At 60.0% G+C, this 16,201-nt stretch carries 12 protein-coding genes; 6 read left to right on the forward strand and 6 right to left on the reverse strand.

Translation table 11 applies throughout. The annotated features are described in order from the left end of the window. Positions 1 to 35 precede the first annotated feature (35 nt). A complete protein-coding gene (gene fmt, locus LOC68_RS13595) occupies positions 36 to 1,049 on the forward strand; it encodes a methionyl-tRNA formyltransferase (protein WP_230219423.1) in 1,014 nt (337 codons plus the stop codon). On the opposite strand, the gene LOC68_RS13600 is transcribed toward fmt, so the two are convergent. Continuing rightward, the gene (locus LOC68_RS13600; RefSeq protein ID WP_230219425.1) at positions 1,027 to 2,028 is read right to left on the reverse strand and encodes a quinone oxidoreductase family protein; all 1,002 of its coding nucleotides are present in this window, start codon (positions 2,026 to 2,028) and stop codon (positions 1,027 to 1,029) included. The genes fmt and LOC68_RS13600 overlap by 23 nt on opposite strands. 609 nt (positions 2,029 to 2,637) lie before the next feature. Between LOC68_RS13600 and metG the strand changes: the two genes are divergently transcribed. Then, positions 2,638 to 4,689: a methionine--tRNA ligase gene (gene metG, locus LOC68_RS13605; protein ID WP_230219434.1), complete on the forward strand. Its 2,052-nt coding sequence runs from the start codon at positions 2,638 to 2,640 to the stop codon at positions 4,687 to 4,689. Between the two features lie 228 nt (positions 4,690 to 4,917). On the opposite strand, the gene LOC68_RS13610 is transcribed toward metG, so the two are convergent. Then, complete coding sequence (locus LOC68_RS13610; protein ID WP_230219436.1) at positions 4,918 to 5,685, reverse strand: ATP-binding protein; 768 nt, start codon at positions 5,683 to 5,685, stop codon at positions 4,918 to 4,920. Positions 5,686 to 5,791: 106 nt separating this feature from the next. On the opposite strand from LOC68_RS13610, the gene LOC68_RS13615 reads away from it, so the two are divergent. Beyond that, positions 5,792 to 6,520, forward strand: coding sequence for a 16S rRNA (uracil(1498)-N(3))-methyltransferase (locus LOC68_RS13615; RefSeq protein ID WP_230219439.1), 729 nt, complete (start codon positions 5,792 to 5,794; stop codon positions 6,518 to 6,520). A gap of 315 nt (positions 6,521 to 6,835) precedes the next feature. Here the strand turns inward: LOC68_RS13615 and LOC68_RS13620 are convergent, their stop codons facing one another. After that, on the reverse strand, positions 6,836 to 8,686 hold the full coding sequence (locus LOC68_RS13620; protein WP_230219441.1) for a right-handed parallel beta-helix repeat-containing protein: 1,851 nt from the start codon (positions 8,684 to 8,686) through the stop codon (positions 6,836 to 6,838). 185 nt (positions 8,687 to 8,871) lie between these two features. On the opposite strand from LOC68_RS13620, the gene LOC68_RS13625 reads away from it, so the two are divergent. Further along, positions 8,872 to 10,176: a hypothetical protein gene (locus LOC68_RS13625; RefSeq protein ID WP_230219443.1), complete on the forward strand. Its 1,305-nt coding sequence runs from the start codon at positions 8,872 to 8,874 to the stop codon at positions 10,174 to 10,176. Here LOC68_RS13625 and LOC68_RS13630 read toward each other — a convergent pair. The 3 genes from LOC68_RS13630 to LOC68_RS13640 all read right to left on the reverse strand — a co-directional run bounded on the left by LOC68_RS13630 (position 10,173) and on the right by LOC68_RS13640 (position 13,397). Continuing rightward, positions 10,173 to 10,601 carry an RrF2 family transcriptional regulator gene (locus LOC68_RS13630; protein WP_230219452.1) on the reverse strand — a complete coding sequence of 143 codons (429 nt, stop codon included), beginning with the start codon at positions 10,599 to 10,601 and terminating at the stop codon, positions 10,173 to 10,175. The genes LOC68_RS13625 and LOC68_RS13630 overlap by 4 nt on opposite strands. Before the next feature lie 39 nt (positions 10,602 to 10,640). Beyond that, on the reverse strand, positions 10,641 to 11,396 hold the full coding sequence (locus tag LOC68_RS13635; protein WP_230219460.1) for a phosphoadenylyl-sulfate reductase: 756 nt from the start codon (positions 11,394 to 11,396) through the stop codon (positions 10,641 to 10,643). Positions 11,397 to 11,759: 363 nt separating this feature from the next. Beyond that, the gene (locus tag LOC68_RS13640; RefSeq protein WP_230219462.1) at positions 11,760 to 13,397 is read right to left on the reverse strand and encodes a cation:proton antiporter; all 1,638 of its coding nucleotides are present in this window, start codon (positions 13,395 to 13,397) and stop codon (positions 11,760 to 11,762) included. Positions 13,398 to 13,583: 186 nt separating this feature from the next. On the opposite strand from LOC68_RS13640, the gene LOC68_RS13645 reads away from it, so the two are divergent. Together LOC68_RS13645 and LOC68_RS13650 are read left to right on the forward strand one after the other, a co-directional pair. Continuing rightward, entirely contained in the window at positions 13,584 to 15,074 is a 1,491-nt protein-coding gene (locus LOC68_RS13645; protein ID WP_230219470.1) for a rhamnulokinase, read from the forward strand. A gap of 69 nt (positions 15,075 to 15,143) precedes the next feature. Further along, entirely contained in the window at positions 15,144 to 16,187 is a 1,044-nt protein-coding gene (locus LOC68_RS13650; RefSeq protein ID WP_230219484.1) for a Gfo/Idh/MocA family protein, read from the forward strand. Positions 16,188 to 16,201: the final 14 nt, after the last annotated feature.

The following is a 16,201-nucleotide window of genomic DNA, read 5'->3' on the forward strand; positions in this document are numbered from 1 at the left end:
TGCCGGCGGCTTTTTTTATTGCGAGGAGGCGCCAAATGCTACGAATTGTGATGATGGGAACCGGTCCTTTCGCCGTGCCGAGCTTCCGCCGCCTCCTCGACTCCCAGCATCAGGTCCTCGCCCTGCTGACGCAGCCGCCGCGCGTCTTGCGCGGCAATCGCCAGCCGCCTCCCAGCCCGATGCGAGCCGTCGCTGAAGAGGCGGGCCTGCCGGTTCATTGGCCCGAAAGCGTCAATACGCCCGAAGCGCACGAAATCTTGCGCAGCTACGACGCCGATCTGTTCGTCGTCTGCGACTATGGCCAGATCTTGTCGGCTGAGTCGCTGTCGCTCGCCAAGTTGGGCGGTATCAACCTCCACGGCTCCTTGCTTCCCAAGTACCGCGGCGCCGCGCCCGTGAACTGGGCGATGCACAACGGCGATCCGGAGACCGGCGTCACTGTGATCCACATGACGCCGAAGCTCGACGGCGGTCCGATCCTGGCGGTCGCCAAAACGCCGATCGATCCGGACGAAGACGCCGTCGAACTGGAAGAGCGACTCTCGCAACTCGGCGTTGAGCCAGTGATGCAGTCGATCGCGCTGCTCGAAGAGCATGGCCTCAACCCGCCGGGCGAGTTGCAAGACCCGGCGAAAGTCACCAAAGCGCGACGCTTGCGGAAAGAAGATGGCGATCTGCCGTGGGCTCGCACGGCGCAAGAGATCTACAACCAGCATCGCGCCTTCCAGCCGTGGCCCGGGACCTTTACCCATTGGCTGCGCGACGGCGCCGAACCGCTGCGGTTAATCGTCAAACGCATGACGCCGCTGGCGAGCGACGCTCGCGTCGCGCCGGGACAAGTCGCTGCGGTCGACGACGGCCGTTTGGTCGTGGCGACCGCGGCGGGACAGATCTCGCTCGACGAAGTCCAACCGGCCGGCAAGCGAGTGATGCAAGCGGCCGAGTTTTTGAACGGCTATGGAGTCCGCCCCGGCGACTTCTTCGGCTCATTCGAGCCGATATCCGGCGAAGATGGGGCTCCGCCGACTAGTCACGGCAATCGAGCGTAATCTTGCCGAACTGCGTCGAGTGACGCATCTTTTCGAGCGCTTCGTTCACCGCATTAAGCGGCAGCGTTTCGTCGACGATCGGCTTGATCTTGTGTTCGTTGACGAAGTGGAGCATCTCGGAGAAGTCGCTTGGCGAACCCATCGTCGAACCGATGAGATGCAGTTGCTTCCAAAAGACCTTGAACAAGTCAAGCTTCGGCGGAGGACCAGCCGTCGCGCCGTAGTTCACAATTCGCCCACCAGGCGCCGCAAGATCAAGCAAGCTGCGATAGCCCACGCCGCCGGCGCTGTCGATGATCAGGTCAACCAGCCCAAATTCGGTGGTCGCTTCCCCGACCCAATCGGTCCCGTTGTAGTTGTAGCCATACTGAGCGCCGTAGCGGATCGCGCTGGCGATCTTCTCCGCCGAGGAAGACGTAACGATCACGTCGGCTCCGGCTGCACAAGCGAACTGGAGCGCTAAAGTTGCGACGCCGCCGCCAATGCCGCTAATCAGCACCTTTTCCCCGGGCTGCAACTTTCCTTGCGTGAAGAGGGCGCGATAGGCGGTAAGCCCGGCCAGCGGCAGCGCCGCCGCCTCTGTGTAGTTGAGATGACTTGGCTTCTCGTGGAGGTACTCGGCCGGCACAAGGATCTCGGTCGCAAAGGTTCCATCGATCGGCATTCCCAGAATCTCGAACGCGGAGCCTTGAGCGCGCGGATCGTTTCCCCATTTCCAACCAGGATTGATGATTACTTCCCGCCCCATCCAGCTTGCCGCCGGCGAGTCGCTCGCTTTGCTCACCACCCCAGCGCCATCCGATCCCAGAATGGCTGGAAACTGGATGCCGGGGTACATCCCCTGGGTGATCCAGAAGTCTCGGCGGTTTAGCGCAGCGGCGTGCAACTGAACGACGACGCTGTCGCCGCTGGGCGCCAAATCTTCGCGCTGCTCCAGCGTCAGGGGGGCATTCAGTTGCGTCAGTACGGCAGCCTTCACAGAGCGAACTCCCACTCAAATATCAACAAGTAGTGCGGACTGGATGCGAACCCGCAAGCGTTCCGCAACCGATCAAACTTCCACATTCGAAACCAATCGCCATTTCCATTTTTCTCGTCCAATAAATGGAAGAAAATGCGAACGCCCGCAATGGAGTTTAAGGCCCGCTTCTCGCACTTTTGCGCTCTACGTGCCACCCTTTAGTGCTCCATTTTGATCAGTAGATGGATCGCGATATCGGGGGGCGGGACAATTCCAGTTTTTTTTCGGGGAACCTGGAATAACGTCGCCGCGACGAAACGAATGGTTTCCTTAGTAGATCACTCGGTACGTCCTATTTGCGGCGTCGCCGGTTATCCATAAGCCAACGAAGCGCGACGGTCGGAAATGTCATCTTTCGGGATGCTTTTCGACCGTCTCTTTTTCTTGTCGCTTCCGCTAGGGGCCCATCCGAACCCCTCTGTCTGGTCGCATGTCTGCGATAGAATCGGGCCGCGTGACGAGAATGTCGCCGCCAGCGTCATCTCGCCCAGCAAGCCCCGCTGCGGTACAATCCTCGGTTCGACTTGCCCTAACTCTCGGCAGGAAAACGACTTCAACGGTTCTTCCATGACTGCGCGACGAATTCTCGTAACTTCCGCACTTCCCTACGCCAACGGGCCGATCCACATCGGTCACTTGGTCGAGTACATCCAGACCGACATCTGGGTCCGCTTTCAGCGCCTGAGCGGCAACGATTGCCGCTACTTCTGCGCGGACGACACGCATGGCACCGCGATCATGATCAGCGCCAAGCGGAACGGAGTGACCGAAGAAGAATTCATCGCCAAGATGAGCACCGAACACCAGGCCGACTTCGCCGGGTTCGACATCGAGTTCGACAACTACGGCTCGACCAACAGCGACGAGAATCGCGAGCTTTGCGCCCAATTCTGGAAGTCGCTTCGCGATGCCGATCTCGTCCTCGAGAAGGAAGTCGAGCAACTCTTCGATCCAGAGGCCAACACCTTCCTGGCCGATCGCTTCGTCCGCGGTACGTGCCCCAAATGCGGTCGCACCAATCAACCGGGCGATAGCTGCGAATGCGGGCACACGTACACGCCGGTCGACCTGATTGATCCGGTCAGCGCATTGTCCGGCGCGACGCCGGAGCTACGTAGTGCGACGCACTTGTTCGTCGCGCTAGAAAAGCTCCATCCGTTCCTCGAAGAATGGTCGCAATGCGGCGAGCATCTGCAAAGCGAAGTCGCCAACTACCTGAAGGGGCACTTCCTGCACGAAGAGCTGCGCGACTGGGACATTTCGCGTCCTGGTCCCTACTTCGGCTTTGAGATTCCGGACTGCCCCGGCAACTACTGGTACGTCTGGTTCGACGCGCCGATCGGCTACATCGCTTCGACCTGGGAGTGGTGTAAAAGGAATGGCGAGTCGCTCGACAAATGGTGGAAAGATCCCGAGACCGAGATCCACCACTTCATCGGCAAAGACATCACCTATTTCCATACCCTCTTCTGGCCCGGCATGCTGAAGACGGCCGGCTTCAATCTGCCGACCAAGGTGCACATCCACGGCTTTTTGACCGTCGGCGGCGAGAAGATGTCGAAGAGCAAGGGGACCTTCGTCAAAGCGGCGAAGTACCTGGAGCATCTCGATCCGGCCTACATCCGCTACTACTACGCGACCAAGTTGGGCCCGCGTCTGGACGACCTCGACCTGAACGTCGAAGAGTTCGCCGAGAAGATCGACAGCGACCTGGTCGGCAAAGTGGTCAACATCGCAAGCCGCTGTGCGAAGTTCGTGCAGTCGACCGGTCTGTCGGAAACGTATCCCGAAGACGGCGGGCTGTTTGAACAGGCCGCCAAAGCTGGCGCCGAAATCGCTGCTGCGTACGAAGCTTGCGACTACAACCGCGCCATGCGTTTGATTTTGGAATTGGCCGACCGCGCCAATCCCTACATCGAAGGGAACAAGCCGTGGGAGCTGCGAAAGGATCCGGCCAACGCGCAAACGCTGCAAGACGTCTGCACGGTCGGGATCAACCTCTTCCGCCAGATCATCGTTTACTTGTCGCCGGTGCTGCCGAAGTTGGCGAGCGAAGTCGGCGCCTTGCTGAATGATCCGATCACCTCCTGGGATCAGTCGCAAACGCCGCTGACCGGGACGGCGGTCAACAAATTCGAACACTTGATGAAACGAGTCGATACGAAACGAGTTCTAGCCATGATTGAAGAAAGCAAAGAAGAATCGGCCGAAGGCGCCGCGAGCCCCGCGGACGAAGTCGCCGCCAAGTACAACGACAGCGCCGACGTGCTGGCCGCCGAACCGCTGGCCGAAGAATGCACGATCGATGACTTCATGAAGGTCGACCTCCGCGTCGCCCGCGTGTTGCATGCCGAAGAAGTGCCCGAAGCTCGCAAGCTGCTAAAGCTGACGCTGAGCCTCGGCGGCGACGAACGTCGCCAGGTCTTCGCCGGGATCAAAGCGGCCTACAAGGCGGAAGATCTGATCGGCCGCTTGGTCGTGATGGTCGCCAACCTGAAACCGCGGCAGATGAAGTTCGGTCTGTCGGAGGGAATGGTCGCCGCCGCCGGAGAAGGGGGCGCCGAAGTCTTCGTTCTGACCGTCGACGAAGGCGCCAAACCGGGGCACCGAGTCCACTAAGCGAACTTCGAAGTTCGTGCCGAAATCAAGCGACGCCGCAGGCAGACTGCGGCGTCGTTTTTCATGCGCTGCTCCTTAGTAGCCCGAAGCGCAAGCGAGGGAAATGCGGCCATCCATCCAGCGAAGGGCGGGAAGCGTACGTAGAGTGGGTGGAGCAAGCGCAACGTCGATAAAACTCGCCGAACGCATTTCCCTCGCTTGCGCTTCGGGCTACTAAAGAGGGGACGTTTAGAGCACGCCCAGCTCGCCGTAGAGTCCTTCCACCGTCTCCGCATCAATCTGCGGCAGATGTTGGGCGGCGCCGGCCGTCAGGCTCAGATTGAGCAGCTGCGTAACGCGGCGGGGGGAACCTTCCGCCAGCGCATGGATCCGAGCGATCGCCGCTTCGTCCACTTCGGGGAAATCCTCCTGCTCCAGCAGCGTCGACTCGACGAAGTCTTGCGTCTCTTCGACGGTCCACGGCTCGAGATCGACTCGCAGCTCGCACAGTTCCAGAATGCGGCGATCGATCTTGCGGAGCGATCCTTCCTGCGCCGCTAGCACCACCGTCAGCTTCACGCCGTCATGCGCCGGAGCGCGAAGCAGCTGGAGCACGACGTTAGTGGCGTCCATCGTCATCTCGTCGGCGTTGTCCAAAAAGAGGACCGCGGCGTGACGCTCCGCCGTCAGAACCGACAGCTGATCGGCCAGGGCGATGGTCGGGTACTGCGCGGGCTTCAGACGGCCTCCCCACGCTTCGACCAGCATCGTGGCCATGTCGTAGGCGGCCAGTCCAGTCGCGGCGATCTGAGCGACCGCAACGTGCTTCTTTTCCAACTGGGCGCCGTAGCGAGCCAACAGCGTCGACTTGCCGACCCCCGACGGTCCGATCACCACCGCGCAGCGCCGGTTCGACTGCCAGACGTAGTCGAGCCGTGCCCAAGCTTCGGCAAACGGCGCGCTACGGAGCAATTGCTCGTCGCTCAGGTGGTTATTGGGATAGTCGTTTGGGGACATCGGCGATCATACGCTTCGGAGGGTATTCGTCCACCTTCGTTATTCGGTAAAATCGGCACGCACCCTGTAGGCATTCTCTCAACCAAACTGAGCTAGCATCCCGCTCATGTCGCATCGATTTTTCCTCGAAGCCCCAATTACTGCAGAAACCGTTGATATTGAGGGGCCAGAGGCCCATCACCTGCTTCATGTGATGCGAGCAAAAATTGGCGATAAAGTGACGCTGTTCGATGATAGCGGCGCTCAGTTCGCCGCCGAGATCATCGCCGTCGGCCGCAAATCGGCGACTGCCCGGATCCTGGAGCGGCAGGAAGTAAGCCGCGAGCTTCCAGTCTCGCTCACGATCGCCGCTGCACTGCCGAAGGGAGATCGCCAGCGGTGGCTGGTCGAAAAGTGCGTCGAGCTAGGGGTGACCGATCTCGTGCCGCTGGAGACCGAACGGAGCGGCTCGCTGAAAAAAGAAAAGTCGCTCGACAAGCTTCGCGGCTACGTCATCGACGCTAGCAAGCAATGCGAGCGGAACCGCTTGATGCGAATCGGCGAGTCGGCGTCGCTCCCATCTTTTTGGGAAGCCTCACCCAGCGCGCTGCGGTTAATCGCCGATCCGGTCGCCCAGGAAGCTGTCAGTGACCTTTTGCCGAGCGTGCCGACCGACGTGATCATCGCGGTCGGTCCCGAGGGAGGTTTTTCGCCGGCCGAGTACGAAGCGGCGCTAGCAGCCGGGTGGCGCGGCTTCCGCTTGGGCAAACGCATCTTGCGGATTGAAACGGCAGCGCTAGCGGCGGCAGCGGCAGTTGCGGCCGCCTATGACCAGCTAGACCCCGATGCGGCCTAGCGCCAAATGCAGGAAGTGCCGTGACGGGCGCTTCGGCGCCGGCTCTGACAGCAGAGTAGAGGAGCGATTCTGCAGGGGCCCCTTGGTTGGCTGAATGCGCAGCACATCCACGTACTGCCGCGTCGTCTCGATGCCGCACGACAGTCCCATTCGCTTTTTCAGCTGAAATAGATCGATGGCGTGGCGATCCAAACTTGGCCCCCCAAGGGTTCGCTGGCGCCGAAACCCGATTTCGGCTGCCGCATTCTCAGGTATCGTCCCGCTTTGCCGGAACGAATAAGCCAATCGACCCTGCCCGCATCTTCCCACCGCGCGTCAATATTGACGGGGGAGCAAAAACGGAGGGGTCTGCTCGACGCCGCTCCCGGCAACCATCTTCTCGTAGGTCGCCAGGTCGAATTTGTCGGCCGTCAGCACGACGTTATCGGTCTGCTCGATCGTCTCGGGATTCGTGCTGTTGTAACGAAGCGGGGGAATCGCGGCGTCGCGGCAGACCAAGACGTTGCGGCGTACGAACATCTCTTGCGCCTTATGGAAGCGTAAGGGGGAACGATCGATGTTGTAGATCAGGTTTCCTTCGATCGTGATCTGATCGCTTCCTTCATCGAGGAACATCCCGTTCGACTCGGCCCGACCGGCGTTCAGCGGAATGTCATGAATGTGATTGCCGGCCAGACGCGTGCCTGGCTGTCGTCCCAGCGTATAGATGCCGCCCCCATCGCTCAGCTTCTGCATCACGTGATGGATATGATTCGCTTCGACCACGTTCTTTTCGACCGGGGTCGGCGTCGGATTCCAAAGCCAACCGACCGAAACGCCGGAGTAGGGGAGGTCGGTGATTTCGTTGTGGACCACTTTGGTCTCAGCGGCGAACGCCACCCAGACGCCGATCGAGCCGAAGAACTGGCGACCGGTGCGGCGAATGACGCAATTCTCCACCCGATTGCCGCGGGCAATTTGCTGCGGCGCCGCTTCGCTCCACGGCTTTCCATCGACGCGACGATTGCGGTCTTCGCCGATGTTCACGCCGTTGCCGCTGATATCCTCGATCAGGCAACGCTCGATGAAACAGTTCTTGGTGCGCGAGCCGAACCAGACGCCAGAGCAGCCGATGTTGGCGATCCGGCCGTCGACGATCGAGCAGTTTTCCGCCATTTCAAACAAGATCGCCGCCGGCATGATGCCGCGAGAATTCGACCGGGGAGACGCATCGCGCGCTTCATGCATGGTCGCTTGCGACGACGCGTAACCTTCCGCCGGCAACGGCCAGGCGGCATGTTGAAACTCGATAAACTCAAACCGAACGCCGCAAACCGGTTTCTTGTCCGTTCCACGCACCACCACCAATTGCTTCGCCGCCGGTGCGATGAACTCCGTGTTTTCCAGCGTCTCTCCTTCACGCGGCAGATAGGTCAACTTGCCGGACGCTTCGTCCAGGTACCATTCGCCCGGCTGATCGAGCAGCGCCAGAGAGTTTTCCAGGTAATAGCGCGGGTGGGGCTCGAAGTGGTCAATCGCGTAATGCGCCGCCGACGGACCGATCGAAAACTTCGTCTTCAGCGTGTGGGTCGCTTCATCGATCGACGCGATATCGATCCGCGACATCGACCAGTCATGCAGAAAGACGAGCTCGGCGCCATTGGCCGCAGCGGGAATGTCCCCAGGCTTAAAAGTGAAACCGCTGCGGCGATCCGGAAGCGACTTCTCGATTCGGAAATAGCCTTCGTTCGGATGACGGGCCCGCGTCGCCGGCGCGCTGTTGACGAACAGTTCGCGAAATCGCCACTCGCCCTGCTTTACTTCCGGAATTTCGGTCGTCCAAGCGCCGTTCTCGTCGACCGCCCAGCCGGTGATCTTGCGTCCGCCGCTGATCGACGGCCAGGCTCCACGCGCCGCGCGAAACAAGATTTTGCAACCAGCCGGCTGATGCTCAGGCCCGACGACGATCGGCTCTTCTACGTGATAGACGCCAGCCTGCATGACGACCTCGACATCGCCGTCGGCATGCCAACCCTTCAATCTCTCCAGCACGGCCGGGAACGACTTGAGCGGCGCGGCGGCAGTGCCGTCAGCCGTGTCGTCGCCATTGGGAGACATGTGAATCTCGAAGGCGAAGGAAGCTGCGGTCAATGCAAGCGCGATGAGCAGCGAACCAAGCGTTTTCATGGCACGATCTCGACGGGGAAGGTGAGCTGGGGGGATGAAACAGGGGGACTTCCATCTTACCAGTTATTACCAACGCCGCCAAAAGGAGCGCGAGCCTCCTTAAAAATCGTTGAACGACGGACTGCCGACCTTTAAGATGCGATCCGATTCGCCCCTCTTCAATTCGCCCTTCGGACGCGTCCTCGATGACACCCTCGAAAATCGCCGATCCGCTCCGACCTTGGCTCAGCCATCCGATCGTTCGCCGGCAAGTCCCCCTCTATCCGAAGGACCAGTATGAGGTCTTACTTCATGACGGCGGTCCACATCCTAGCAAAGCCAAACCCGAAGTCCGCCTTGTCGAGTTCGAATCGATGCCGGAGGAGAACCTTTTCGTGGGTCGCGTCCAAGATCCCGTCGAACATCTGAAGTCGGTCAAACAGGGAGATCGCATCTCATTCATCATCTCGTCGTCGACGTTGTGCGGCGTCATGATCTCGAAGCAGTACTGGAAAGAGCGACCCGATTGGACGATTTGCCGCTGCGAAGGGTGCGACTTCGACGAACTGCTCGCTCCCCCTTCGCAACTGATGTCGGAGATCTATCCAGACCTTCCTAGTGGTACAGCGCCCGCTAGCTTTACAACCGCATGCGGCGTGTGCGGAGAAAAGCAACTGGTGACGCATGGCGTGCTGAAGATCCAATCCAAACGCAAGGCGAAGCGCGCTCCACGCTCGACCACATCGATCACGTTGACGGCGTTACTGTGCGCCGCGATTGGAGCGGCCCCGGGGTTGATCATGTTCTTCACCATCTGGCAGGCGACGGCGCCGATCGTAATCGCGTTGCTGGGCGCCATTATCGGCGGCGCGCTTAGCCTTCCCGGCGTTTCGGGAGAGCGGGTCGCGACCGGCCTGGCGGCTATGACCATCGCCCGCAACATTCCAGTCGCCGGAAGCCAAATCGCGGACAAGATGATCCAACCGCCCGCACAAGGAGACGTCGATCCGATCTCGAAATGGGCGACTGAAAAGCTGCTCCACTTTTTGACGCCCGAATGCCAAGCGCCGCACAACTGGATCATGTTCACGGGCCTCGCTCTCGGATTATTGATAGGCGGCGGCGTTGCGGCGCATGACGTCTCGGCAATCGGGCAAAGAAATGAAGGACTCGTTCTGCCGCTGCCGGGCTCGAAGGATTCCCTCCTGACCCAAGGGGTAATGGTCGCGATCGCCTTCGCCGTGTGGGGAGGCGGACTTGGCGGGTTGATTGCTTCCACCGCTTATCGCCGCTTTGTGATCGTCGGCCTAATGGTCGGCGCCATCGGCGCTCTGTTCATGTGGCTGCTGCTCTTGGCCGGAAACGCCGACAATGGTTATCTGGCGGTGTTCTGCATCGCGAGCGTACTGTGCCTCGCGGTCGCATTGTTCGCAGGATTCCTGTACGCCAACGCTAAAGTGGATCAGGACTTCTCTCTCGAATTCGATGACGACTCGGAAGAAGACGACTAGATATAGAACATATCTTCGACGGTGCTCCCCGCCTTTTCCGCCATGTCGGCCAGCGTCGCCGACGAGAGAATTTCGCGCTGAGCCGCCGCCGCTTCGCAGCAAAGGCTCTTCAGCGCCGCCGCGGCCGGAGTCGGCTTTTGCAGCGCGCCGCACGGTTGATCGTTGTCGCCTTCGATCACCCGATGAATGTCGTAGATCGAGATCTCACTTGGATCGCGGGCCAAGCGATAGCCGCCGGTCGAACCGCGGGTGCTTTGCACCATCCCGGCGCCTTTGAGCTGCAGCAGGATCTGCGTCAGAAAGTTGACCGGAATGCCATGCGTCGCCGCCAACTCGCGAACGCGAACCGGTTCGCCAGATTCGTAGAGCGCCGCCAATTCGATCATGGCGACGCATGCGTATTCGGTTTTGGCGGAGATGTTCAAAACAATTCACGCGGCCGTTACGCCGCAACATGATGGCGATTACTTGTTCGTGTCGTCGTCCAGCGTGTGCAGTCCGCACTCGGTCTTCGCAAAACCGCTCCAGCGTCCCGCTCGTTCATCTTCGCCGGCGGTGACGGCTCGCGTGCATGGCCAGCAGCCGATGCTGGTGTAACCCTGGTCATGCAGCGGGTTATACGGGATGTCATGGTCGGTGATCATTTTCCAGACCCATGACTTCGTCACGTTGGCCAGCGGATTGACTTTCACCAAGCCGAACTTTTTGTCCCAGCCGACGATCGACGCACGGGCTCGGTCATCGCTTTGATCGCGGCGGATCGCGCTGATCCAGGCATGCTTCCCTTCGGCGCCGCGCTTCAGCACGGTAATCTTGCGATCGAAGCAGCACTGCGTCGGGTTCGTTTTGTAGAGGGGCAAGCCGCCGGTCTGCGCTTCGTACTCTTCGACGGTCAGATCGGGCTTCATCAGTTCGACCTCGATCCCGAGCTTCTCGGCGATCCGATCGCGGAGCTCTAGGGTTTCGCGAAACTGGTATCCGGTGTCGAGATTGAAGACCGGCGTCTCGGGGGCGATCTTCGAGAGAATGTAGAGGATCGTGCAACCTTCGGGACCGAAGGCGGTTCCCATGGTCAACTTCGTCCCAAATCGCTCGGCCGCCCAAGCGATAATTTCTTCCGGAGTCGCCGATTCAAGCTCTTCGCTCTTCGCAGCCAATTCGGCCAGAAGCTCTTCGGTCGGCTCAAGTTTTCCGGATTCGGTCAGCACTTGCGTCTTCATTGCCGGCTTCAAAATATCGGAAAGTCGTTTTCTAACAGGGTTTTGCGTTGGTTTGACGACTGATTTCTCCACGTCGTAACTCCACATCCGTGCTGAGCCAACTCAAATCTAAACCATGTTGACCAACTTAGTCAACAATCCTTCCGATGCCAACTCTCTTCATCGGTTACAAAGCGGGCGGAACTTCAGATTGGGACGATTTTGTCGATTTTCGGAGGGAATTACCCCGCCACAGACGGGATCGATGGTGCCATGCTCTTGCGGCGTCTTCGACGGATGAGCATGTCTTCGCCCTGGTAAACCGCATTGAAGACATGCTCATCCGGCTATCGCCGCAAGAGCATGGCACCAGGCGGTTACCACCTAGTGAGGCGCCAGGTCGAGGGAATCGACCATCGTCAGCAAGGCGCTGGCGACGTGCGACTCTTCGTCGATCGCCAGGTCGGCGCCCGAGGCGGTTAGCCGCCCGCGCGTTTCCAGATAGCGGCAGCGTGCCATGATCGTCGCCTTTTTGTTCAGCTTGCGGATCGAGCGGACGATCGCCACCGCCGCATCATCGCTGGGGACCGAAACGAGCACCAACTGCGCGCGATCGACTTCCGCTTGCTCCAGCGTCTTCATCTTGGTCGCGTCGCCGGTCACAGTTCGAAAGCCGAGTTGCTCCAGCGGATAAGTGTTCACCGCGTTCATGTCGACGAAGCAGACCGAGATCCCCAGCATCTCAAACCGCGACGCAACCTGCTTGGCGATCGGACCGACGCCGATCACTACCGCCTCTTTCACGTCGGACGGGGGGCGTTTCAGCTTTTTGACATGCTTGACCACCTCCGACAGACGATCCCCCACGGCACGAATGCCGTACTTGATCATCGCCGGCGTCAGCAGCAGCGTCGCGATCGCTAAGACCAGCATCTGGTTGTATTGGTCGTCGCTGATCAGCTTCAGTTGCATCCCTTCGGAGAGAAGCAAAAAGCTCAATTCGCCGACCTGCGACAAACCAAGCCCAAAGCAGAACGCGACGGGCCAGCGGACGCCGACCGCTCGCAGCGCTAAAGCGCCGCCGATCGTTTTCAGCAGCAAAATCACCGGCAAACCGATCAAAACGAGCGCCGGATCGCGGACCGCTTGCTCAATGTGGAGCAAACCGCCGAGCGAGATAAAGAAAATCGCCGCGAACGTTTCGCGGAACGGCAAGATCAACGCGTCGACCTGCTGCGTCAGGCGATTGCCCGACAAAATCAGCCCCGCCGCAAAGGCGCCCAGCGCCGCCGGTAGATCGAGTTCATGGGCGAGAAAGCACATCCCCCCCAGCACCGCCAGCGCAAACAGCACGAGCAGTTCGCGGCTCCGCAGTCGCTGCAGCACCGGAACGCCGATCCTGCGGACGATGCTTCCCGAGACCGGGATGATCGCCAAGAACATCAGCGAATAGAGGCCAAGTTTCGCCAGATCGAGTCCTGATTTTTCGCTCGCTCCGGCCAACAGCGGGACCATCAGCATCAGCGGCACGATCGCCATGTCTTGGAAAATCAGGACGCTGATCGACGACACGCCGGCGACCGACGTTTGCACGCCTGCTTCTTTCAGCGCACGGAAGACGAGCACCGTCGAGCTAAGTGCGATCGCCGACCCCAACAGGATGGCCGCCGACCAATCGAAACCGAGCCCACGAATGATCAGCGCTGCCGGGACCGAGACCGCAATTAACTGGATCGGCCCCCCAACCAACAGGCGGAAGGCGAACTCCTGGACCTCGTCGAGCGAGATTTCCATCCCGATCGAAAAGAGGAGGAAGAGGGCCCCTATTTCGGCCAGATGGGCCAGCACTTCGCTTTCGCTGGTAAACAGCCCCAGCCCACCGCTGCCGCAGATGGCGCCGATGATCAAATAGCCGACCAGCGACGAAATATGAAACCGGCGGCAGAAGGCGCCGGAAAGGGCGCCTGCCGTCAGAATCACGATCAGGTCGAGAACGACTTGTTCCGCAGTCGTCGGTTGCATGCAATCTCCCAGAGGTCTATCCGTCGCCTAATGTAGCATCCACAGCGAAAAAATGCGGGGGGCGTCACAGAGACGCAAAGTCCGCGCACTGGTTCGGTAGGTAAATTGCAGCCGCTCCGAATAGGCTTTAAACTGAGCCGCCGGAAGACTTAGCGAAAATCCCCCCCATGCAAAGCGAAGATTCTGATGGCGACCAAAACCTATTTAGCAGTTGATGTCGGCGCCTCGAGCGGCCGCGTTCTCGGCGGCGTATTCGATGGCGAGCGAATTCGCCTGGAAGAACTCCACCGGTTTGAGAATGGGCCGACCCACGCCGCCGGAGGCATGTACTGGGACTTGCTCCTCCTTTGGAAGAACATCAAGGAAGGGCTGAAAGCGGCCAAAGCGAAATATGGGGATGACATCGTCAGCATGGGGGTCGATACCTGGGGCGTCGACTTCGCCTTCCTGGGAGACGACGGCGAGCTGCTCGGCAACCCGCGCCATTACCGCGATCCCCGGACCAAGGGGATCTTCGACGACGCCTTTCAAATCGCCACGCGGGAAGAAATCTTCGCCGAAACCGGGCTGCAATTTCTCGAATTTAATTCGCTCTATCAGCTCTATGCGATGCGTCGGGCGCAAAGTTCGATCCTCGACGCGGCGGAAGATTTTTTGATGATGCCCGATATTTTTCATTGGCTGCTGACCGGCGAAAAAGGGAACGAAGTTACCAACGCCACCACGACGCAGCTCTACAATCCGGTCACCAAGGGCTGGTCGAAAAAGCTGATCGACAAGTTCGGCCTCCCCAGCGTCTTCAAAGAGATCCTCCCGACCGGTACGAACCTGGGCAAGCTGCGAGCCGAAGTCGCCGCCGCGACCGGCATTCGAACCGCCGAGGTGATCTTGCCCGGCACGCATGACACGGCCAGCGCCGTCGCCGCCGTTCCGGCCGCACAGTCCTCCGGCAAAACGCCCAACTGGTGCTACATCTCCAGCGGCACGTGGAGCTTGATGGGGGTCGAAACGACCCACCCGGTCATCAACGCCAAGTGCGCCGAGTACAACTTCACCAACGAAGGGGGAATCGGCGGCACGACCCGGCTGCTGAAGAACATCGGCGGGCTCTGGCTGGTACAGGAATGCCGCCGCATCTGGAAAGAAGCGGGGCACGAATACAGCTGGTCCGAACTGGTCCGCATGTCGGAAGCGGCCACTCCGCTCGCGTCGCTGATCGATCCCGATCATCCGAGCTTCTCGGCCCCGGTCAACATGCCGCAGGCGATTCGCGACTTCTGCACGCGCACCGGTCAAAAGCCGCCGCAGTCGGAAGGCGAAGTAATCCGCTGTGCGCTCGAAAGCCTGGCGATGCGTTACCGCCAGGTCCATGGTTGGCTGCAAGAGCTGACCGGCGGCGAGATCGACACGATTCATATCGTCGGCGGCGGGGCGCAGAACACGCTGCTCAGCCAGTTCGCAGCCGACTCTTGCAAATGCCGCGTCGTCGCGGGTCCGACCGAAGCGACGGCGGTCGGCAACTTGATGACGCAAGCCGTTTCGCTCGGCGACATCGGCAACTTGTGGGAAAGCCGCGAAGTGGTTCGCAACAGCTTTGCGGTTACCGAATTCCAGCCTCGCAACACGACCGCATGGGACGAAGCGTACGGTCGATTCCTCAACCTACTCAACAAATAACGCCGCGGCGCATCAAGCGCTCGGCGACCCTCAACTACTCTCGAAAGCTACAACAGGAGCAAGCAAACCATGATTCGCGTTGGACTCGTCGGCGTCGGTTTCATGGGCTGGATTCACTATCTGGCCTACCAAAAAGTTCGTTCGATGAAACTGGCCGCCGTCAGCTCGCGCGATCCCAAACGTTTGAAAGGGGACTGGCGCGGCATCAAGGGGAACTTCGGTCCTCCCGGCGAACAGATCAATCTGAAGGGGATCGCCGGCTACTCGACCTACGAAGAGCTGCTGGCCGACGACTCGATCGACATGGTCGACCTCTGCTTGCCCCCGGCCATTCACGCCGATTACACCATCAAGGCGTTTGAAGCCGGCAAGCACGTCCTGGTCGAAAAGCCGATCGCGGTGACCGTCGCCGACGCCAAGAAGATGGTGAAAGCGTCGCAAAAGACCGGCAAAATGCTGCTGACCGCTCACTCGCTGCCGTTCTTCCCGGAATACAACTTCGCCCTCAAAGCGGCTCGTAGCGGCCAATACGGCAAAGTCCTCGGCGGCAGCTTCAAACGCACAATCTCCGACCCGACTTGGGTCGACGGCTTCTGGGATCCGGTCAAAGTAGGCGGCCCGATGGTCGACTTGCAGATTCATGACTCGCACTGGATCCGCTTACTGTTCGGCATGCCGACCGCAGTCACCAGCCAAGGTCGCATGCGGGGCGACGTGGTCGAATACGTCAGCTCGCAGTTCGAGTTTGCAGACAAGAGCCTGGTCGTCAACTTGAACGCCGGCGTGATCGATCAGCCGACTCGTTCGTTCGCCCATGGCTTCGAGATTCACTTTGAAGAAGCGACGATGCTGTTCGACTTCTGCGTGATCGACGACAAGCCGGTTCTCTCGATGCCGCTGACCGTCATCCCGAAGAAGGGGAAATCGAAGCAGCCGAAACTGGCCGGCGGCGATCCGGTCGAAGCGTTCATCGCCGAGATGAAAGAAGCGGCCGCGTCGATCGAATCGGGCACGCCGTCCGAAATCCTCTCCGGCGAAGTCGCCGCCGACGCGCTGTTGCTCTGCTACAAGCAAACCGAAGCGGTCGTCAAAGGTCGCAAGGTGAAGGTCTAGACGTATTTGGGTTA

Source organism: Blastopirellula sediminis, from assembly GCF_020966755.1.
Lineage (GTDB): Bacteria > Planctomycetota > Planctomycetia > Pirellulales > Pirellulaceae > Blastopirellula > Blastopirellula sediminis.